The following is an 18,526-nucleotide window of genomic DNA, read 5'->3' on the forward strand; positions in this document are numbered from 1 at the left end:
CTGCTCGGTGGGTTCGATCAGCCCTTGAACTTCGCCGCCACGGAGGCCACGCGCTCGCCGAACAGGCGCGCGGTTTCCAGATCGCCCGGCAGCATGTCGTTGGCACCTGCGTCCGACGGGCTCTGCGCGATGGCACCGCTGTAGCTCACCAGATAGTTCACGTCGTTGCGATGGGCACCCTTGGTGTTGCTCGGCATCAGCCCCTGGCTGACCCAGATCATGCCGTGCTGCATGGCCAGGATGAACAGGGTGTTGAGGGTGGCCAGCTTGTCGCCGTTCATGCCCGCGCTGTTGGTGAAGCCGGCTGCGATCTTGTCCTTCCATTGCTGGGAAAACCAGGGTTTGCTGGAGGCGTCGGCGAACTTCTTGAACTGCCAGCTCACGCTGCCCATGTAGGTGGGCGAGCCCATGATGATGGCGTCGGCCGCAGCCAGCGCTTCCCAGCCGCCGTCGGGCAGGTTGCCGTCGGCGTCGATCGCGATGAGTTCGGCGTTGGCGCCCTGGGCAACCGCTTGCGCCATGCGCTGGGTGTGACCGTAGCCCGAGTGATAAACCACAACAACTTTGGACATGACTTGTCTTTCTGAAAAAGACGCGGCGCCTGGGCGCCGCGATGGACAAATGAAGCGAAAAGGAACCGTTGCTCAGGCCGTGCGGCGAGCGTCCACGCTGAAGGCGCCGGCACCGAAGGCCGCGAAGGCCAGCAGGCCACCCGTGATGGCGATGTTCTTGAAGAACATCAGTTGTTGCACCATCTGCTGCTCGGCGGGCACCGCCCAGTAGGCGTGGAAGAAGAAGCTGGCCACCAGCGTGAACACCGCGAGCGCGAGTGCAGCGTAACGGGTGCGCAAGCCAATCAGCAGCGCCAGGCCACCGAAGAGTTCGATCACGAGCGCGATCGCCACACCCACGGTGGGCAAAGGCAATCCCATGGCCGTGGCGTAGCCCACGGTGCCGGTGAAACCGGCGATCTTGCCGAAGCCGGCCGGCACGAACATCAGGGCCAACAGGATGCGGCCGATCAGGGCCAGGGGATTTTGCAGAGCGTTCATGGAGGTTCCTTGAAAAACAGGTTGGGGGTTGAGAGAAAGGTTCAGGCAGCGAGATCGAAGACCAACACTTCGGCATCGTGGCCGTTGGCCAGCTTGAGCTGGCTTTCAGCAGCCAGCACCGCGGCGTCACCGCCCTTGAGCGTTTCGCCGTTCACATCCAGCGAGCCGCGCACCAGGTGCACATAGGTCTTGCGCGCCGGGTTCAGGGCCAGCTCGGCGGTCTCGGCGCCGTCCAGCAGGCCAGCGTACATGGCCGCATCGGCGTTGATGTGCACCGAGCCCTCGGCGCCGCCGTTGGAGGCCACCAGGCGCAGCCGGCCACGCTTCTGGTCGTCGGCAAAACTCTTTTGCTCGTAGCCCGGCTCGATGCCCTTCACGTTGGGTTCGATCCAGATCTGCAGGAAGTGCGTGGTGCTGTTGGGCGCGTGATTGAACTCGCTGTGGCGCACGCCGCTGCCCGCGCTCATGCGCTGCACGTCGCCGGGCGGAATGCCTTTGACGTTGCCCATGCTGTCCTTGTGCGCCAGGTTGCCCTGCAGCACGTAGCTGATGATTTCCATGTCGCGGTGGCCGTGGGTGCCGAAGCCGGTGCCCGGGGCGATGCGGTCTTCGTTGATCACACGCAGGTTGCCCCAGCCCATCCAGGCCGGATCGAAGTAGTCGGCGAACGAGAACGAGTGAAAGCTCTTGAGCCAGCCGTGGTCGGCAAAACCGCGGGCATCGGAGCGTCGAATCTGGAGCATGGTGAGTTCCTTTCCGTCGGGGAGTGGCGCCATTGAAACCGGGTGGATCTCGCTGGCATGGGATGAATTGTGGGATCGCACATGCTCATTGAGACTGCACGGATTTGATGGCATCATTCAAATCGTTTGAACAGTCAGCTCCACGACCATGGCCACCTCCACGCCCCGCGCCGCCTTGTCGCCCGAAAATCTGGGCCTGCTGGAGGCGGTGGCGCGCCTGGGCAGCATGGCCGCCGCCGCACGAGAGGTGGGCATGGTGCCCAGCGCGCTGACCTACCGCATCCGCCAGGTCGAGGACGCGCTCGACGTGCTGCTGTTCGACCGCAGCGCGCGCCGCGCCGTGCTCACGCCCGCAGGCGCCGAACTGCTGCGCTCCGGCCAGCACCTGCTGAACGAACTCGATGCGGTGGCGCAGCGCGTCAAGCGCGTGGCCACCGGCTGGGAGCCGCAGTTCACCATCGCGGCCGACGCGATCATTGCGCGTGCCACGCTGTTCGAACTCTGCGAGGCCTTTTACGCCGAAGGCGCGCCCACGCGGCTGAAGCTGCGAGCCGAAACGCTGTCCGGCACGGTGGAAGCATTGCAGATGGGCCAGGCCGATCTGGCCCTCGGTGTCCCCACCGACCTCTCGCTGCCCGAGATCCAGTCTGCGCCGCTGGGGCCGATCACCTTCGTGTTTGCGGTGGCGCCCCACCACGCATTGGCGGGAGTGAGCCATAGCTTGTGCGACGAAGAACTGCGCGAACACCGCGCCGTGGCCGTGGCCGACAGCGCGCAGCGTGGGCGCGGCGTCACCCACAACCTGCTGCCCGGGCAGGACGTGCTGACCGTGCCCACCATGCAGCACAAGCTGGACGCCCAACTGCGCGGTCTGGGTTGCGGTTTCCTGCCACTGCCGCTGGCACAGCCCTTCATCGCCGCCGGGCGGCTGGTGGTGAAAAACGTTCAGAGACCCGACCGCAGCCTGCGCGTGGCCTATGCCTGGCGCCTGCCACGCACCTCGGGCGACATGGGTCGCGCACTGCGCTGGTGGCTTGATCATCTGCAAAGCCCGCAAACACGCGCCGCACTGCTCAACAACCACCACCAGACATGACCTCGACGCCCGTGCGCATTTGGCAGGCGGGCTGCTACAGTCAACAGCACTCCACCCAGCCCGACCAAGCGTCATCAGAAAGCGCCCAGAGACATGACCACATCCCCCAAGACCCGTGCCTCCAAAGGTTCTGCCCCCAAAGCCAAGGCCAAGACCCCCAGGTCGGTGGGTCTGCACGTCGCCGTGGTGGGCGCCGGCATGGCGGGCGTGGTGTGCGCGCGCACGCTGGTGCAGGCCGGGCACAGGGTCTCGCTGTTTGAGAAAAGCCGCGGCCTGGGTGGCCGCATGTCGACCCGGCGCACCGAGTTCGGCGGTTTTGACCACGGCTCGCAGTACTTCACCGTGCGCGACGCGCGCTTCGAGACCGCGCTGCGCAGCAACGCCACTTCGGTGGTGCGCCCCTGGAGCGCCAGCACCGTGCGCGTGCTCGACGAATTCGGCCATGTGCTGGCCAGCGCGCCGCCCCCCACCGAGCCGCATTTCGTGGCCTCACCCGGCATGAACGCCCTGGTGAGCCTGTGGGCCCAGCCCCTGGCCGCCACCACGCTGCTCGACACCTGTGTGACCCAGATCGAACGCGACGCGCTTCACCCCGAACAGTGGCAACTGCGCACCGAAGACAGCGCCGGTGGTCAACAGGTCGTGGGTGGTTTCGACCGCGTGGTGCTGGCCATGCCGCATCCGCAGGTGCACGACCTGCTGCGCGCCTCGGGCCTGGCGCCCGAACTGCGCCAGGCTCTCGCTCCCGTGCACGTGGCCCCCTGCTGGACGCTGATGGTGGCTTACCCGCAGGCCATGCAGCCCGGCCTGCCCCACCTGGGTCCGCAGTGGAACGCCGCGCGCAGCACGCACCACCGCATCAGCTGGCTGGCGCGCGAATCGAGCAAGCCCGGGCGCGACCCGATCGAGCGCTGGACCATCCAGGCCAGCCCGACCTGGTCCACCAAGCACCTTGAAGACGACGCCGAGCGCGTGAAAGCCAAGCTGCTGAAGGGCTTCGCTGAAATCACCGGCATCCGCGCCACGCCCACCTTTGCCGTGGCACACCGCTGGCGCTTTGCCCAGACGCAAACCCCGCTGGGCAAGAGCCACCTGTTCGACAGGGCACTGGGCATCGGCGCCTGTGGCGACTGGTGCCTGGGCCATCGCGTCGAGGACGCGTTTGTCTCCGGGCTCGAAATGGCGCTGGAAATCGCCTGAACCCGCCCTTCTTGCATCCACTCATCCTGAGCCTGTTGAAGGATCGAAGCCCTCCCCAAGATGGCTGCGTACAGAGGTCGTTTCGCCCCCTCCCCCACCGGCCCGCTGCACGCGGGCTCGCTCGTGGCAGCGCTCGCCAGCTGGCTCGACGCCCGCGCCCGCGGCGGCGTCTGGCTGGTGCGCATCGAAGATGTGGACACGCCGCGCTGCCTGCCCGGCATGGATCAGATCATCCTGCAGCAACTCGCCCGCTGTGGGCTGGTGAGCGACGAACCCGTGGTCTGGCAATCGCGGCGCGGCGACATGTACCAGCAGGCGCTGGACCGCCTCGTGCAGCAAGGCCACGCCTACCCCTGCGGCTGCTCGCGCAAGGACATCGAGGCCGCCCTGCAATCGCAAGGCATGGGCCGCGAGCGCCATCACATCGCCGTCTACCCCGGCACCTGCCGACCCGAGCGCGGCGGCCTGCAAGGCAAACCCGCGCGCGCCTGGCGGCTGCAGATTCCTGACACGCCCGATGTGGCGTGGACCGACCGCCGTCTGGGCCCTCAAACCCAGAACGTCGCCACCAAGGTGGGCGACTTCGTCCTGAAACGCGCCGACGGCCTCTGGGCCTACCAGCTCGCGGTGGTGGTGGACGACGCCGCGCAAGGCATCACCCATGTGGTGCGCGGTCAAGACCTCGCCGACAACACCGCGCGCCAGATCCTGTTGCAGCGCGCACTCGGCCTGCCCACGCCGGCTTACCTGCACACGCCCCTGGTGCTGGGCGCCAACGGTGAAAAACTCAGCAAGCAAAACGGCGCGCAGCCGCTGGACCTGAGTGATCCCATCACGGCCCTGAGCCAAGCCGCAAACGTGCTGGGGTTGCACAGCACCACCACCCACCCGGCGCTGGCCCTCGACAGCTGGACATCTGTGTGGGATCAGCAGTGGATTCAACGAAAAGGGGGCGCCGCATAGCGCGGAGCCCCCTTGGGAAAGCGGCCGGTACCGCAAGGAATGGAGTGCCGCCTCCGGCCTTCGACTACATCGCAATCTGCTTGAATTTCGGATCGCGAACAACGTCCTCGATCAGCTTCTGAACCGCAGGGCCCAGAGCCTGCGCGACTTCCTGGCACGCCTTGTCCGCAACAAAGCTACCCGAAAATCCAAACACCGATTTGGTGCTGAAGCTCTCCTTGCGCGCGTTCGACACCACCAACGTGAACAGCCACTTGCCGTCCGTGATGCCTGAGCTGAAGTCCACTTCCTCAAGCTTGCCGGAAATGATCATCGGGGATGCTGGGTCGTACACGCCCGCGAGCTTGAGCTCGTCGATGAACGCCTTCTCGATGTAGCTCTCGAAACTGGGTGACACCGTGACCGGGCCGGCTGCGCGGCAGGTGATGGAGGCCAGTCCCGGTTTCGAGGACTCGAATTTCGCCACGGCGATCGGTTTGATGTTGAGGAACTTGATGGATTCCACATTCTTGACCGACGCCCCATACGGAGACGCGTTGTAAGCACAACCGGACAACACCGCTACGGCGGCGAGCATGGCCAGGGACACAATTTTCATGAATGACTTTCTGGTTGTTGGCGAAAGCAAAACTCCTCGGCAAGACCGCCTATCGGCCTCACCCCCTCACGGTTGCTCGCCTTTGCTTTGATGCCAGCCAGGCCATTTGACCCTGCGCCCAAAGCACGCATCTTCCCCATGCAGGACGGCAACTGCCGCGCAGTCTATCCGAGCCGTGGCACGCGGACGGGGGCAAGCCAACCCGCTCTCCTACAATCTGGCACCCTCAAACCGCCACCATGACCGATCCTCGACACGCGCAACCGCGCATTCCCCTGAGCGAAGTGCCCTACGTGCGGCAAGTGAAAAGCTATGTGCTGCGCGCGGGCCGCACCACGGTTGGCCAGGCCAAGGCCTACGAACTCTATGCCCCACGCTGGCTGCTGAACTACGCGCCCGGCCCCTTCGACGCCACCGCTGCCTTTGGCCGCAGTGCGCCGCTGATCATGGAAATCGGCTTCGGCATGGGTGGCGCCACCGCGCACATCGCCGCTGTGCGACCCGAAGACAACTTCCTGTGTTGCGAGGTCCACGAGCCCGGCGTCGGCGCGCTGCTCAAGCTCGCGGGTGAACAGCATCTGGACAACATCCGCATCCTGCGTCACGACGCAGTGGAAGTGCTCGACCACATGCTCGGTGAGTCGAGCCTGGACGGCGTGCACATCTTCTTTCCCGACCCCTGGCACAAGAGCCGCCACCACAAGCGCCGCCTGATCCAGGGGCCGTTCGTGAACCGGCTCGCGCGCCACCTCAAACCCGGTGGCTATCTGCACCTGGCCACCGACTGGGAGCCCTACGCCCACCAGATGCTCGAGGTGCTGAGCGCCGAACCGCTGCTGCAGAACACCGCCGAGGCCGGCGGCAACGGCTTCGTGCCACAGCCCGGCTACCGGCCGCTCACCAAGTTCGAGAACCGGGGCCTGAAGCTCGGCCACGGCGTGTGGGACCTGGTGTTCCGCCGGGTCTGACACCCAGCGCCCGAGGCCAGCCCGTCCCACCGTGGCACGCCCGCCGAAAAGTCCGCACATCCCCGCACGCCACGGCGTGTCCGCCAGCTGCGTGGCGCTGCCACACGCCAAGACGGCACCCTGGCCCTTGCTGCTCGACTACCTGGCCGAGCGCCTGAGCGCGGTGGACCGCGCGGCCTGGGCCGAGCGGCTGGCGCGCGGCGAGGTGCTGGACGACGCCGGCCAGCCGCTGCCACCCGACGCACCATTCCAGCCCGGTGCGCGCATCCACTACTACCGCCACCTCGACGACGAGCCCACCATCCCGTTCATTGAGGCCGTGCTGTTTCAGGACGAGCATTTGCTGGTGGCCGACAAGCCGCATTTTTTGCCGGTCACGCCCGGTGGACGCTACGTGCAGCAAAGCCTGCTGGTGCGCTTGAAACGCAGCACCGGCATCGACACACTGAGCCCCATCCACCGCATCGACCGCGAGACCGCGGGCCTGGTGCTCTTCAGCGTGCGAGCGCAAGACCGCAACGCTTACCAGGCCCTGTTTCGTGACCGTGCGGTGCACAAGACCTATGAAGCCATTGCACCCCACCGCCCAAGCTTGAGCTTTCCGCTCGCACGCCGCAGCCGCATCGAGGAAGACAGCGAACGCTTCTTCCGCATGCTCGAAGCCGAGGGCGAGCCCAACAGCGAAACGCGGATCGAACAAACCGAGGTGCACGGCACCTGGGCGCGCTACACGCTCTCACCCGTGACGGGCAAGCGGCACCAGTTGCGCGTGCACATGAATGCACTCGGTGCCCCCATCGCGGGTGACCAGTTCTACCCACAGGTGCTGCGCGGGCCTGACGACACCGAGGACTTTGCCGAGCCGCTGCGGCTGCTGGCGCGCGGCATCGCGTTCACCGATCCGGTGACCGGGAGGGATCGGCACTTCGAGAGCGGGCGGGTGTTGGCGTGGCCCGTGGACTGAGGGTCACAAGTCGCCCAGGATGCGGGAAACGCAGGCCTTGCAGCCGATGGCGCTGACGACCAGCCCCAAAATCGATGCGGCGAACAGCACACCGGCCACGATCCAGAATGCCACGCCGAGTGAATCACCGCGAAGCCACAGAAGGGCCGGAATGCCCGCGGCGAAAGGAAGGCAGCAGACCAGCAGCGCCGGCCGTTTCCACCAAACCTCGCGCCGAGGCCCCCAGAAACAGAGGGTGTTCACCGTAGAACAGCACGGGCAGGTCGTGGGCATCGATGCTTTTGAGCCGGAGGTCATGTTTTCTGCGCTCTTCAGTCGCGACAGTAACCTTCACCGGCCCGAACCGTCAGGCAGCTGGATCGCTCGCTCAACCACTTCATGCCTGTTTCAGCGCCGTTCGTGGCGCGCAGAGATTCTTTCACGCCGTTGCGTTCAAACTCGATCCGATCGCCTGCGGCCTGGCCCGAGAAGGTGCGGGGACCGTCCAGGTTCTGGATGGTCACTTCGTACCGGCCATTGCTGCCGGCGAGTTGCAGAAATGTTCCCTCGGGCCCAATCCACTTGCCCAGCCACTGGTCGGTGGCGGGCGCAGAGCTCGAACCCGCTGAACTCGGCTTGCTGACCGGTGCGAGCTCCGGGGCCCGGTCTTTGCAGCCTGCAACGAGCAGAACCAGCGTGGCGCACGCCATCACCCACCGACGTGGGGTTCTCGTGGGTGGGGTGTTCCGGGCAGTTTGAAATGTTCTGGACATCGCGGTTGACTGAGGTTGAGACAGATCGAGCACGGCCCAGCTTACCCCGCCAGCAAACCCGCCAGCAAACGGCTCACATGCACCGCCTCGCGCTGCGCGCCGTCATGGATCTGGTGGCGGCAGCTGGTGCCGTCGGCCACCACGATCGCGTCGGGGTGGGCGCGCACGGCGGGCAGCAGGCTGAGCTCCGCCATCTGCATCGACACATCGTGGTGCGAGGCTTCATAGCCGAAGCTGCCGGCCATGCCACAGCAGCTGCTCTCGATCAGTTGCGGCCTCGCGCCGGGAATCCAGCGCAGCACTTCCACGATGGGTGAGACCGCGTCAAACGCCTTCTGGTGGCAGTGGCCGTGCAGCAGCACCGGTTGGTCCACCGGCTGGAGCCTGGCCTTCAAGCCGTCCAGCCGCCCGGCCTTCGCTTCGCGCGCCAGGAACTCCTCAAACAGCAGGGCGTGCTCGGCAATTTGCTGGGGCGCCGAGCCCAGGCCCATCACCAGCATCTCGTCGCGCAGCGTGAGCAGGCACGAAGGCTCCAGCCCCACGATGGCAATGCCTTTGTGCGCAAACGGCAGCAGGCTCTGCACCACCTCGCGCGCCTTCTCGCGCGCCCGCTCCACCATGCCGCTGGCGAGATACGTGCGCCCGCAACACAGGTGCCTGCCGTCGTCTTTGGCCTTCGTCGCCACATGCACGGTGTAGCCCGCGGCCTGCAACACTTTCACGGCGGCGTGCGCATTCTCGGATTCGAAGTAGCCATTGAAGGTGTCGACGAAGAGCACCACACCGCGCTCCGCGGCCAGCACTTCGTCGCGCGTCGCCGTCTTGAGTGGTGTGTTGAAAAAATGCCGGGTGTGCCATTGCGGCAGGCTGCGCTTGGCCGAGATGCCCAGCAGTTTTTCGGTCAGAGATGCGAGCAGCGGCACGCGGTTGCGCAGGTTGAGCAACGGCGCCAGCCGCGCCGCCCAGGCGGCGTAATCGGGCAACTGCGCGACCATGCGGTCCTGGAGCGTGTGGCCGTGTTTCGCCTTGTAGTGCTGCAGGAACTCGACCTTCATCCTGGCCATGTCCACGCCGGTGGGGCAGTCGCGCTTGCAGCCCTTGCAGCCCACACAGAGGTCCAGGGCTTCGCGCACCACCTCGCTGGTGAGCGCGTCGCTGCCCGACAGGCCCGGGATCTGCCCGCTGAGCGCCAGCCGCAAGGTGTTGGCGCGGCCACGCGTGAGGTGCTGTTCGTCGCGCGTCACGCGGTAGCTCGGGCACATGGTGCCGGCGTCGAACTTGCGGCAATGGCCGTTGTTGTTGCACATCTCCACCGCCTTGGCCAGACCGCGCGCCGGGTCTTCGCCGGTGCCGGGTGCGGTGGTCACTTCGGTCACCGGGTCTGCCTGCACGTCCCACGCGCTCCAGTCGAGCACGGGTGTGATGGGCACCACCTTGTAGCTCGGCGGAAACCGCATGAGCCGCGTGTCGTCCATCTTCGGCGGATCAATGATGCGGTTGGGTGAGAGCAGGCCGGTGGGGTCGAGGTGTTGCTTGATGCGGGCAAACGCGTCGTTGATGCGTGGGCCGAACTGCCATTCGATCCATTCGCCGCGGCACAGACCGTCGCCGTGTTCACCGCTGTAGGCGCCTTTGTATTGGCGCACCAGTTCGCTGGCTTCTTCGGCGATCGCGCGCATCTTGCTGGCACCTTCGCGGCGCATGTCGAGGATGGGGCGCACGTGCAGCGTGCCCACCGAGGCGTGGGCGTACCAGGTGCCACGGCTGCCGTGTTTGTGGAACACCTGCGTGAGTGCGTCGGTGTACTCGGCCAGATGCACCAGGGGCACGGCGCAGTCTTCGATGAAGCTCACCGGTTTGCCGTCGCCACGCAGGCTCATCATGATGTTCAGGCCCGCCTTGCGCACCTCCCACAGGTTCTTCTGGGGTGCGTCGTCCACCATCTCCACCACGCTGCCGGGCAGGCCGAGGTCGCCCATGAGCTCCACCAGTTCGCGGATCTTGTGCGCGATGTCGGCCTTGCTCGGGCCGCTGAATTCCACCAGCAGCACGGCTGCGGGCTTGCCGCCGTTGATCTGCGGCGAGAGTGCGGTGCGGATGGTGGGCGCAAACGCCGGGTTCTGCAGCGAGAGCTCGATCATGGTGCGGTCGACCAGCTCCACCGCGGTGAGCTGACCCACGGCCATGCCCTCGCCCAGCTTCACGATGTGCTGCGCGCTGTCCATCGCCTGAAAGAAGGTGGGGAAGTTCACCACGCCCAGCACCTTGGCACGCGGCAGCTCACACAGTTGCAGCTTGAGCGAACGCGTGAGCGCCAGCGTGCCTTCGCTGCCGATCAGCAGGTGCGACAGGTTCACCGAGCCGTCGTGGGTGTACGGCTTTTCGTTCTGGTTGCGGAAGATGTCGAGGTTGTAGCCGCCCACGCGGCGCAGCACCTTGGGCCAGCGCGCGTCGATCTCGTCGGCGTGCTCCATGGCGAGGTCGCGCACGAAGTTGCCGATGGCTTTGGCTTGCGGACTGGCGGTGGCGTGGTCACCGAAGTCGATCAGGCTGCCGTCGCCTGCGCGCCGAGCACGTTGTGCACCATGTTGCCGTAAGCCACCGAGCGGCTGCCGCACGAGTTGTTGCCGGCCATGCCGCCCAGCGTGGCCTGCGCGCTGGTGGACACGTCCACGGGGTACCACAGGCCATGGGGTTTGAGCTGCGCGTTGAGGTGGTCGAGCACCAGGCCGGGCTCCACTGTGGCGGTGCGGCCTTGCACGTCCACGTCGAGCACGCGGCGCATGTGTTTGCTGTGGTCGATCACCAGGCCCGCGCCCACGGTCTGGCCGCACTGGCTGGTGCCGCCGCCGCGCGGCACGATGGGAACAGTCAGGTCGCGGCAGATGTCGAGCGCCACGCGCACGTCGTCCGCATCGCGCGGCACGAACACGCCCACCGGCATCTGCTGGTAGATCGAGGCGTCGGTGGCGTAGCGCCCACGATCGGCGGGGCTGAACAACACCTCGCCCTGCGTTTGCTGTGTCAGGCGTTGGGCCAGCTGGCCGGCCACCTCGTTGCTGGCCTGGGCAACGCGCTCGTACACCGCATTGGGGTGCTCCCGCGCCACGTCGAGGGGCAAGGGCGCGTTCATTCGGTGCCTCCCTGGCGCTGCAGCGTCTGCGCCTCCTGCGAACGCAGTTGCTCCATGACCACGTCGCGCTTGTTGTTGAGGTGGGACGTGAGCACGCGGGCCAGCGCCACGCCATCGCGGGCTTCCAGCGCCTGGATCATGGCTTCGTGCTCCTTCACCGCGCGGCTCCACTTCTCACCGTCCTGGTTGGAGCGGAAGCGCAGCGCCTGCAGGCGCGCATTGACCTGGTTGTAGGTGCTGGTGAGCACCGGGTTGCGGGCGGCCGCGTTGATGGCGCGGTGGATCGCGGCGTTGAGCGGGTAGTAGGCCGAGAGATCGCGCCGCGTGTAGGCGGCCAGCATCTCGTAGTGCATGGCCTTGATCTCGACAAGCTCGGCGTCGGTCACGCGCTGCGCGGCCAGTTGCCCGGAGGCCGCCTCCAGCCCGGCCATCACTTCAAAAGTGTTGTGCACGTCGGCTTCGCTCAGCTGCACCGCCACCGCGCCACGATTCGGCACCAGTTCCACCAGGCCCTCGGCGGCCAGGGTCTTGATGGCTTCGCGCAGCGGCGTGCGCGAGACCTTGAGCTGTTCGCACAGTTCGCGTTCGTTGAGCTTGGCGCCCGGGGCAATCTGCCCCTCGACCAACATCTGGCGCAAACGGTGGGTGGCCTGCTCGTGCAAGGCCGCGGGAGGAATGGAAAAAATCTGGGCCGTCATATTTTGTATTCAAAAACTTTGCCTGGTTTGCCGCATTTTAGGGCTGATCCGGTTGACAGATTGATTTTGTATGCAAAAAATGGATCTGTCATCCACCCATCATTTGCCATGCTGATCACCGACTCCCACCCCACCGGCCGCCATTTCCTGCAGATTCCCGGCCCCTCGCCCGTGCCCGACCGCGTGCTGCGCGCCATGAGCCTGCCCACCATCGACCACCGCGGCCCCGAGTTCGGCGTGCTGGGCCTGAAGGTCTTGGCGGACATGCAGAAGATCTTCCAGACCCAACACCCGGTGATGATTTACCCGGCCTCGGGCACCGGCGCCTGGGAGGCCGCGCTGGCCAACACGCTGAGCCCGGGCGACCACGTGCTGATGTACGAGACCGGCCACTTCGCCTTTCTGTGGAACAAGCTGGCCACGCGTCTGGGCCTCAAGGCCGAGGTGCTGGCGTTGAGCGGCACCGACAACGGCGTGCCCGCGAGCTGGCGTCACGGCGTGCAGGCCGATCTGATCGAAGAGCGCCTGAAGGCCGACACCGGCCACAGCATCAAAGCGGTGTGCGTGGTGCACAACGAAACCTCCACCGGCGTGACGAGCAACATCGCGGCCGTGCGCAAGGCCATCGACGCGGCCAGACACCCTGCCCTGCTGCTGGTGGACACCATCTCGGGTCTGGCCAGCGCCGAGTATTGCCACGACAAATGGGGCGTGGACGTCTCGATCAGCGGGTCACAAAAAGGCCTGATGCTGCCGCCCGGCATCAGCTTCAATGCCCTTTCTCCCAAGGCGATCGAAGCCAGCAAGACCGCCAGGCTGCCCAAGGCCTTCTGGGCCTGGGACGAGATGATCGAGATGAACAAGACCGGCTACTGGCCGTCGACCCCCAACACCAACCTGCTCTATGGGCTGAGCGAAGCGGCCGACACGATCCTGGGCCAGGGCCTGGACGTGGTGTTCGCGCGCCACCAGCGCTGGGCCAGCGGCGTGCGCGCTGCGGTGCAGAGCTGGGGCCTGCCCATCCAGTGCGCCGAGAACGGTGTGCACTCGCCCATCCTCACCGGCGTGATGACACCCGAGGGCGTGGACGCTGATGCGGTGCGCAAGATCATCTACGAGCGTTTCGATTGCTCGCTGGGCACGGGCCTGGGCAAGATCAAGGGACGCATGTTCCGCATCGGCCACCTGGGCGACACCAACGACCTCACGCTGATCGCCGCCGTGGCCGGCTGCGAGATGGGCCTCAAGCTCGCGGGCGTGAAGCTCGCCGGCTCGGGCGTGCAGGCACTCATGGACCACTTCAGCAGCCATCCTGGCGGCTTGCTCAAGGCCTGACACCACCCACCGTTTCCGTGCACCTTCTCGTCCGTGGACGGCGCACTCTTTTCAGCGGACATCAACGACAAGGAGACAGACATGCCCACACAAACCTTCAAGTTCCCGACCTTCAGCGGCCCGATGCGCAAGGTGGCCGCGGCCGCACTGCTGGGCGCCACCGCCCTGCTCGGCGCCAACCTGGCTCATGCGCAGGTGGAGATCAAGCTCGGCCACGTGGGCGGCCCGGGCTCGCTCTTCGAGCGTTCAGCCAACGAATATGCGCGCCTGGCCAACGAGCGCCTGGGCAGCAAAGGCAAGGTCATGGTGTTCGGCTCCAGCCAGCTCGGCGGTGATTCCGAGATGATGCAGAAGCTTCGCCTGGGCACGCTGGAGCTGTCGATTCCGTCGACCATCATGTCGTCCAATGTGCCGGCCTTCGGCATGTTCGAGATGCCCTATCTCGTGAAGAACCGCGATCACATGAAGAAGATCGAATCGGACATCCTGCGCCCGACCATGCTGCCCATGGCCGAGGAAAAGGGCTTCAAGATTCTGGGCGTCTGGGAGAACGGCTTTCGCCACATCACCAGCAACGTCAAGCCCATCGTCAAGCCCGAAGACTTGAAGGGCATGCGCCTGCGTGTGCCGCCCGGCGTGTGGCGCGTGAAGATGTTCCAGGCCTATGGCGCGAACCCCTCGCCCATGGCCCTGTCCGAGGTGTTCGTGGCATTGCAGACCGGCGTGATGGATGGGCAGGAGAACCCGCTCACGCAGATCTACTCGTCCAAGTTCCAGGAAGTGCAGAAGTTCATGTCGATGACGGGCCACGTGTACACGCCAGCGTTCCTCACGGCGGGTGCGCGCAAGTTCAATTCGCTGCCGGCAGACGTGCGCGAGATCCTGGAGAAGACCGCGCAGGACGTGCAGCCCTTCGTCTACAAGACCGCAGCCCAACTCGACGGTGAGCTGGTCGACAAGATCAAGGCCGCTGGCACCAAGGTGAACGAAGCCGACAAAAACGCCTTCATCGCCGCGAGCAAGACGGTTTATGAGGAGTTCGGGAAGGAAGTGCCCGGCGGCGCTGACCTGGTGAACAAGGCCGTCGCACTCGGCGCCGCCTTCTAAGGCCGCCCTGCACACGCGTCGGGACTGGCACACGCCAGCGCCCGACGCGTTGTGTGCACCCTCTCTTCCTCAAGGATTCCCACCGTGTTCCTCAAACTACGAACCGCGTTCGACCGCACCCTGACAGCTTTCGTCATTTTCCTGCTGGTCTCGCTGGCGGTCATCGTCCTCATGGGCGTGACCTACCGCAAGCTCGGCATTGCCATGGTCTGGTACGACGAAGTCGCCTCGATCGCCCTGGCCTGGCTCACCTACTACGGCGCTGCGCTGGCCGCCCTCAAGCGTTCGCACATCGGTTTCCCCGGCCTGGTCAATGCCATGCCCCCGGCTTTGCGCGTGCCGGTGGTGCTGTTCGGTGAGGTGGTGGTGATCGGCTTCTTTGCCGTGCTCGCCTGGTATGGCTACCAGGTGCTCGACATCCTGCAGGGCGACACCATGGTGAGCCTGCCCTGGGTACCCACCCAGTTGACCCAGTCCGTGATCCCCGTGGGATCGGTGCTGTTCATCCTCGCACAACTCTTCAGCCTGCCCGAGTTGCTTGCCCAGGCGCGCGGCGCCGGTGTGATCGATGCGGAGCAGCAGGAAATGGAAAAAGAACTTCAGAAGGCGTTGCAGCAATGACTCCCTTTCTCATGTTCACGGGTCTCATCGCCCTCATCCTGATCAACGTGCCCATCGGTATCTCGCTGGGCGTGGTGGCCATGATCGCCATGGTTTTCCATGGCGGCATGGACTCGCTGCTGAGTGCCGCGATCACCATGTTCACCGGCGCCACCAGCTTCCCGCTGCTGTCGATCCCGCTGTTCATCCTGGCCGGCGCCATCATGAATTCGTCAAGCCTGTCGCGCCGGCTGATTGCCTTTGCTTCGGCCTGCTTCGGCTTCGTCAAGGGTGGCCTGGCGATGGTCAACATCGGCACCTCGCTGTTCTTCGCCGAAATCTCCGGCTCGGCCGTGGCCGACGTGGCTGCGATGGGCTCGATCCTGATCCCGGCGATGAAGAAGAAGGGTTACCCGAAGGAGTTCGCGGCAGCGGTCACATCGTCGTCGGCCACCCTGGCCATCATCATTCCGCCCTCGATCCCGATGATCCTGTACGCCGTGATGGCCGAGGCCTCGGTGGTGCAGATCTTTGTGGCCGGCATCGTGCCAGGCATCCTGGGTGGCGGCGGCATGATGGCGCTGGCCTACTGGTATGCCAAACGCTACAACTACCCCGTGGAAGAGGTGTTCAGCTGGGCCAAGTTCCGCTCCACCTTCAAGGATGCGGCCTGGGCGTTCCTGCTCCCAATGATCATCCTGGGCGGCATCTTCGGTGGTGTGGTCACGGCCACCGAAGGCGCAGCGCTCGCCGTGCTCGCGGCGCTGTTCATCGGTGGTGTGATCTACCGCGAACTCAACTTCAAGCATCTGTACGACTCCATGCTCGAAGGCGGCATCCAGACCGCGGTGGTGATGCTGCTGGTGGCCGCTTCCGCCCTGCTCGGCCACCTGCTTACCGAGCAGCAGATTCCTCAGGAACTCGCAGCGTGGATCTCGTCCCTGACCAGCAACAAGTACGCGGTGCTGGCCATCCTCAACGTCTTCTTCCTGTTCGCCGGCTTGTTCCTGCACTCGGCCGCCGCCATCATCCTGATCGTGCCGATCGTGATGCCCCTGGTACTCGCCGTGGGCATCGATCCGGTGCACTTCGGCCTGATCGTCACGCTCAACATGGGCATCGGCCAGCAGACGCCACCGGTGGCCAGCGTGCTGATGACGGCGTGCTCGATCGCCAAAGCAGACATGTGGAAGGTCACGCGGGTGAACCTGCCCTTCATCGGTTTGCTCGTGGTGTTGTTGCTCATGGTGACCTACATCCCCGCGATCCCGATGTTCCTCGTTGAATATTTTTACCGTTGAGCATGAGCGCGGACACCGGTGAAGTGACCCTGCACATCGACGCCGGCGTGGCGACGGTGGTGTTTGACCGCCCTCAGGCGCGCAATGCGATGACCTGGGGCATGTACGAACAGCTCGCGGCCATCAACCGCCAGCTGAGCACCGAGCGCAGCGTGCGGGTGGCGGTGTTTCGCGGAGCCGGTGGGCAGGCCTTTGTGGCCGGCACCGACATCGAACAGTTCGCCACTTTCAAGACCGGCGAGGACGGCGTGAACTACGAACGCCAGATCGAGGCCGGCATTGAACTGTTGTGCCAGCTGCCCATGCCCACCGTGGCCGTGGTCGAGGGCTGGTGCGTGGGCGGCGGCCTGGCGATCGCCACCGCGTGCGACTTCCGCCTGGCCACACCCAGCGCGAAGTTCGGCGTGCCGATTGCCAAGACGCTGGGCAACTGCCTGGCCATCGCCAACGTGGCGCGGCTGCGCGCAGCCTTTGGGCACCAGCGCGTCAAGCGCATGCTGATGCTGGCCGAGTTCATCGAAGGCGACGAGGCGCTGGCCTGCGGCTTCCTGCATGCCGTGGAGGCGCCCGAGACCATCGACAACGCGGCCGCCTCGCTCACGCAGCGCCTGAGCGCACTCGCCCCGGTGACCCAGCGCGTGAGCAAGGCCGCGCTGGAGCGCTTGGCCACGCACGATCTCGCGGACGCCGAAGACCTGATCCGCGCCGCCTACGGCAGCGACGACTTCCACGAAGGCGTGGCCGCTTTCATGGCCAAACGACCCCCTGTGTGGAGCGGCCAGTGAACAAACCCACCGGACCGCTCGCGGGCCTGCGCGTGCTCGAAGTCACCCAGATCATGTCGGGCCCCACCTGTGGCCTCTTGCTGGCCGACATGGGTGCCGACGTGATCAAGATCGAGAAAATTCCCGGCGGCGACGACGCGCGCGGCTACCGCGACCCGCAGGTCGGCGGTGTATCGGCGCCCTTCATGATGATGAACCGCAACAAGCGCGGTCTTGCACTCAACCTCAAGAGTTCCCAGGGACGTGACTTGCTGCTGCGCATGGTGAAGAACGCCGACGTGCTGGTGGAGAACTTCCGCGGCGGCACCATGGACAAGCTGGGTCTGGGGTATGAGGCCCTGAAAGCCGAGAACCCGGGCCTCATCTACTGCGCCATCACCGGTTATGGGCGCACCGGTCCCTATGCCGACAAGGGCGGCTTCGACCTGATTGCACAAGGCTTTGCAGGGCTGATGTCCATCACCGGCGAAGCGGGCCGCCCGCCGGCCAAGAGCGGCAACGCGGTGTCGGACATGAACGCCGGCATCCTGGCCGCGCTCGGCATCCTCGCCGCCTACATCCACAAGCTCAAGACCGGTGAAGGCCAGGTGGTGGACACGTCGCTGAGCGACGCGGCGCTGCAGCAGACCTACTGGCACGCGGCGGTGTGGTTCGCCACGCAACGATCGCCCGAGCCCACGGGCTCAGCCCACATCCTCACCGCGCCCTACCAGGCGTTTGAAGCCAGCGACGGCTGGATCAACATCGGCGGCGCCAACCAGACCAACTGGGAACGCATCTGCGACGTGCTGGGCCACCCCGAGTGGCGAAGCGACGGGCGCTTTGCCACCAACAGCGACCGCATGGCGCACCTGGATGTGCTGGTGGGCCTGATGAACGCGGTGGTGCGCACGCGAACGCGCGCCCAATGGCAGGCGGCGTTTGATGCAGCGGGTGTGCCGGCCGGGCCGGTGCACACCATCGGCGAGGCACTGAGCCACCCGCAGACGATCGCGCGCGGCATGGTGGTGGAACTCGACCACCCGCAAGCCGGACTCACGCGCGCAGTGGGTTGCCCCCTCCACTTCTCGGCCTCACCGGATCGCAGCAGCACACCCGCGCCGCTGCTGGGCCAGCACACACGCGAGGTGCTGCGCGAGTTCGATTTATCGGAGGCCGAGATCGACACTCTCATGGCCGAGGGCGTGGTGATCGAGCCCAATTCGGGCTGAGCCAACCCCGTTCGGGCTGA

18 protein-coding genes and 1 pseudogene are annotated in these 18,526 nt (G+C 65.7%); 11 read left to right on the forward strand and 8 right to left on the reverse strand.

The genetic code is table 11. The features are described 5' to 3' along the window. Nucleotides 1–17: 17 nt before the first annotated feature. From ASE11_RS19645 to ASE11_RS19655, 3 genes are all read right to left on the reverse strand, one after another. Nucleotides 18–572: a flavodoxin family protein gene (locus ASE11_RS19645; protein ID WP_056275506.1), complete on the reverse strand. Its 555-nt coding sequence runs from the start codon at nucleotides 570–572 to the stop codon at nucleotides 18–20. A gap of 72 nt (nucleotides 573–644) precedes the next feature. After that, nucleotides 645–1,052: a DoxX family protein gene (locus tag ASE11_RS19650; RefSeq protein ID WP_056275509.1), complete on the reverse strand. Its 408-nt coding sequence runs from the start codon at nucleotides 1,050–1,052 to the stop codon at nucleotides 645–647. A gap of 41 nt (nucleotides 1,053–1,093) precedes the next feature. Next, a complete protein-coding gene (locus tag ASE11_RS19655) occupies nucleotides 1,094–1,795 on the reverse strand; it encodes a pirin family protein (RefSeq protein ID WP_056275512.1) in 702 nt (233 codons plus the stop codon). Nucleotides 1,796–1,943: 148 nt separating this feature from the next. On the opposite strand from ASE11_RS19655, the gene ASE11_RS19660 reads away from it, so the two are divergent. From ASE11_RS19660 to gluQRS, 3 genes are all read left to right on the forward strand, one after another. Beyond that, complete coding sequence (locus ASE11_RS19660; protein ID WP_056275514.1) at nucleotides 1,944–2,891, forward strand: LysR family transcriptional regulator; 948 nt, start codon at nucleotides 1,944–1,946, stop codon at nucleotides 2,889–2,891. Between the two features lie 93 nt (nucleotides 2,892–2,984). Continuing rightward, a complete protein-coding gene (locus tag ASE11_RS19665; RefSeq protein ID WP_082585883.1) occupies nucleotides 2,985–4,091 on the forward strand; it encodes an NAD(P)/FAD-dependent oxidoreductase in 1,107 nt (368 codons plus the stop codon). Between the two features lie 60 nt (nucleotides 4,092–4,151). Then, nucleotides 4,152–5,054 carry a tRNA glutamyl-Q(34) synthetase GluQRS gene (gluQRS, locus tag ASE11_RS19670; RefSeq protein ID WP_056275517.1) on the forward strand — a complete coding sequence of 301 codons (903 nt, stop codon included), beginning with the start codon at nucleotides 4,152–4,154 and terminating at the stop codon, nucleotides 5,052–5,054. A 64-nt stretch (nucleotides 5,055–5,118) separates the two neighbouring features. On the opposite strand, the gene ASE11_RS19675 is transcribed toward gluQRS, so the two are convergent. Continuing rightward, nucleotides 5,119–5,631, reverse strand: coding sequence for a hypothetical protein (locus tag ASE11_RS19675; protein ID WP_156406422.1), 513 nt, complete (start codon nucleotides 5,629–5,631; stop codon nucleotides 5,119–5,121). 260 nt (nucleotides 5,632–5,891) lie between these two features. Between ASE11_RS19675 and trmB the strand changes: the two genes are divergently transcribed. Beyond that, a complete protein-coding gene (gene trmB, locus ASE11_RS19680) occupies nucleotides 5,892–6,620 on the forward strand; it encodes a tRNA (guanosine(46)-N7)-methyltransferase TrmB (protein ID WP_056275522.1) in 729 nt (242 codons plus the stop codon). A gap of 31 nt (nucleotides 6,621–6,651) precedes the next feature. Further along, entirely contained in the window at nucleotides 6,652–7,584 is a 933-nt protein-coding gene (locus ASE11_RS19685; RefSeq protein ID WP_056275525.1) for a pseudouridine synthase, read from the forward strand. Nucleotides 7,585–7,587: 3 nt separating this feature from the next. On the opposite strand, the gene ASE11_RS25995 is transcribed toward ASE11_RS19685, so the two are convergent. From ASE11_RS25995 to ASE11_RS19700, 4 genes and pseudogenes are all read right to left on the reverse strand, one after another. Next, nucleotides 7,588–7,881 (reverse strand): hypothetical protein, encoded by a 294-nt coding sequence (locus ASE11_RS25995; RefSeq protein WP_156406423.1) that lies wholly within the window; start codon nucleotides 7,879–7,881, stop codon nucleotides 7,588–7,590. Nucleotides 7,882–7,895: 14 nt separating this feature from the next. Continuing rightward, on the reverse strand, nucleotides 7,896–8,273 hold the full coding sequence (locus ASE11_RS25545; RefSeq protein WP_200959389.1) for a hypothetical protein: 378 nt from the start codon (nucleotides 8,271–8,273) through the stop codon (nucleotides 7,896–7,898). 104 nt (nucleotides 8,274–8,377) lie between these two features. Continuing rightward, a pseudogene (locus ASE11_RS19695) lies at nucleotides 8,378–11,469 on the reverse strand (FAD-binding and (Fe-S)-binding domain-containing protein). Further along, on the reverse strand, nucleotides 11,466–12,167 hold the full coding sequence (locus ASE11_RS19700; RefSeq protein ID WP_056275528.1) for a GntR family transcriptional regulator: 702 nt from the start codon (nucleotides 12,165–12,167) through the stop codon (nucleotides 11,466–11,468). Before ASE11_RS19700 ends, ASE11_RS19695 begins: the two are co-directional and overlap by 4 nt. Before the next feature lie 108 nt (nucleotides 12,168–12,275). Between ASE11_RS19700 and ASE11_RS19705 the strand changes: the two genes are divergently transcribed. The 6 genes from ASE11_RS19705 (at nucleotide 12,276) to ASE11_RS19730 (ending at nucleotide 18,506) form a co-directional block, all read left to right on the forward strand. Then, entirely contained in the window at nucleotides 12,276–13,502 is a 1,227-nt protein-coding gene (locus ASE11_RS19705) for a pyridoxal-phosphate-dependent aminotransferase family protein (protein WP_056275532.1), read from the forward strand. A gap of 81 nt (nucleotides 13,503–13,583) precedes the next feature. Next, nucleotides 13,584–14,609: a TRAP transporter substrate-binding protein gene (locus tag ASE11_RS19710; RefSeq protein WP_082585917.1), complete on the forward strand. Its 1,026-nt coding sequence runs from the start codon at nucleotides 13,584–13,586 to the stop codon at nucleotides 14,607–14,609. An 84-nt stretch (nucleotides 14,610–14,693) separates the two neighbouring features. Next, a complete protein-coding gene (locus tag ASE11_RS19715; protein WP_056275535.1) occupies nucleotides 14,694–15,230 on the forward strand; it encodes a TRAP transporter small permease in 537 nt (178 codons plus the stop codon). Then, a complete protein-coding gene (locus tag ASE11_RS19720; RefSeq protein WP_056275537.1) occupies nucleotides 15,227–16,510 on the forward strand; it encodes a TRAP transporter large permease in 1,284 nt (427 codons plus the stop codon). Before ASE11_RS19715 ends, ASE11_RS19720 begins: the two co-directional genes overlap by 4 nt. Before the next feature lie 2 nt (nucleotides 16,511–16,512). Beyond that, a complete protein-coding gene (locus ASE11_RS19725; protein ID WP_056275541.1) occupies nucleotides 16,513–17,295 on the forward strand; it encodes an enoyl-CoA hydratase/isomerase family protein in 783 nt (260 codons plus the stop codon). Beyond that, the gene (locus tag ASE11_RS19730) at nucleotides 17,292–18,506 is read left to right on the forward strand and encodes a CaiB/BaiF CoA transferase family protein (protein WP_268766319.1); all 1,215 of its coding nucleotides are present in this window, start codon (nucleotides 17,292–17,294) and stop codon (nucleotides 18,504–18,506) included. Before ASE11_RS19725 ends, ASE11_RS19730 begins: the two co-directional genes overlap by 4 nt. The last annotated feature ends 20 nt before the right edge of the window (nucleotides 18,507–18,526 follow it).

Origin of the sequence: Hydrogenophaga sp. Root209 (assembly GCF_001428625.1) — a bacterium.
Lineage (GTDB): Bacteria > Pseudomonadota > Gammaproteobacteria > Burkholderiales > Burkholderiaceae_C > Hydrogenophaga.

Bases quoted from the DNA above. Each gene is read 5' to 3' on its own strand.
- ASE11_RS19645 (WP_056275506.1), bottom strand. From the start codon at position 572: ATGTCCAAAGTTGTTGTGGTTTATCACTCGGGCTACGGTCACACCCAG.
- ASE11_RS19650 (WP_056275509.1), bottom strand. From the start codon at position 1,052: ATGAACGCTCTGCAAAATCCCCTGGCCCTGATCGGCCGCATCCTGTTG.
- ASE11_RS19655 (WP_056275512.1), bottom strand. From the start codon at position 1,795: ATGCTCCAGATTCGACGCTCCGATGCCCGCGGTTTTGCCGACCACGGC.
- ASE11_RS19660 (WP_056275514.1), top strand. From the start codon at position 1,944: ATGGCCACCTCCACGCCCCGCGCCGCCTTGTCGCCCGAAAATCTGGGC.
- ASE11_RS19665 (WP_082585883.1), top strand. From the start codon at position 2,985: ATGACCACATCCCCCAAGACCCGTGCCTCCAAAGGTTCTGCCCCCAAA.
- gluQRS (WP_056275517.1), top strand. From the start codon at position 4,152: ATGGCTGCGTACAGAGGTCGTTTCGCCCCCTCCCCCACCGGCCCGCTG.
- ASE11_RS19675 (WP_156406422.1), bottom strand. From the start codon at position 5,631: ATGCTCGCCGCCGTAGCGGTGTTGTCCGGTTGTGCTTACAACGCGTCT.
- trmB (WP_056275522.1), top strand. From the start codon at position 5,892: ATGACCGATCCTCGACACGCGCAACCGCGCATTCCCCTGAGCGAAGTG.
- ASE11_RS25995 (WP_156406423.1), bottom strand. From the start codon at position 7,881: ATGACCTCCGGCTCAAAAGCATCGATGCCCACGACCTGCCCGTGCTGT.
- ASE11_RS25545 (WP_200959389.1), bottom strand. From the start codon at position 8,273: ATGGCGTGCGCCACGCTGGTTCTGCTCGTTGCAGGCTGCAAAGACCGG.
- ASE11_RS19700 (WP_056275528.1), bottom strand. From the start codon at position 12,167: ATGACGGCCCAGATTTTTTCCATTCCTCCCGCGGCCTTGCACGAGCAG.
- ASE11_RS19705 (WP_056275532.1), top strand. From the start codon at position 12,276: ATGCTGATCACCGACTCCCACCCCACCGGCCGCCATTTCCTGCAGATT.
- ASE11_RS19710 (WP_082585917.1), top strand. From the start codon at position 13,584: ATGCCCACACAAACCTTCAAGTTCCCGACCTTCAGCGGCCCGATGCGC.
- ASE11_RS19720 (WP_056275537.1), top strand. From the start codon at position 15,227: ATGACTCCCTTTCTCATGTTCACGGGTCTCATCGCCCTCATCCTGATC.
- ASE11_RS19725 (WP_056275541.1), top strand. From the start codon at position 16,513: ATGAGCGCGGACACCGGTGAAGTGACCCTGCACATCGACGCCGGCGTG.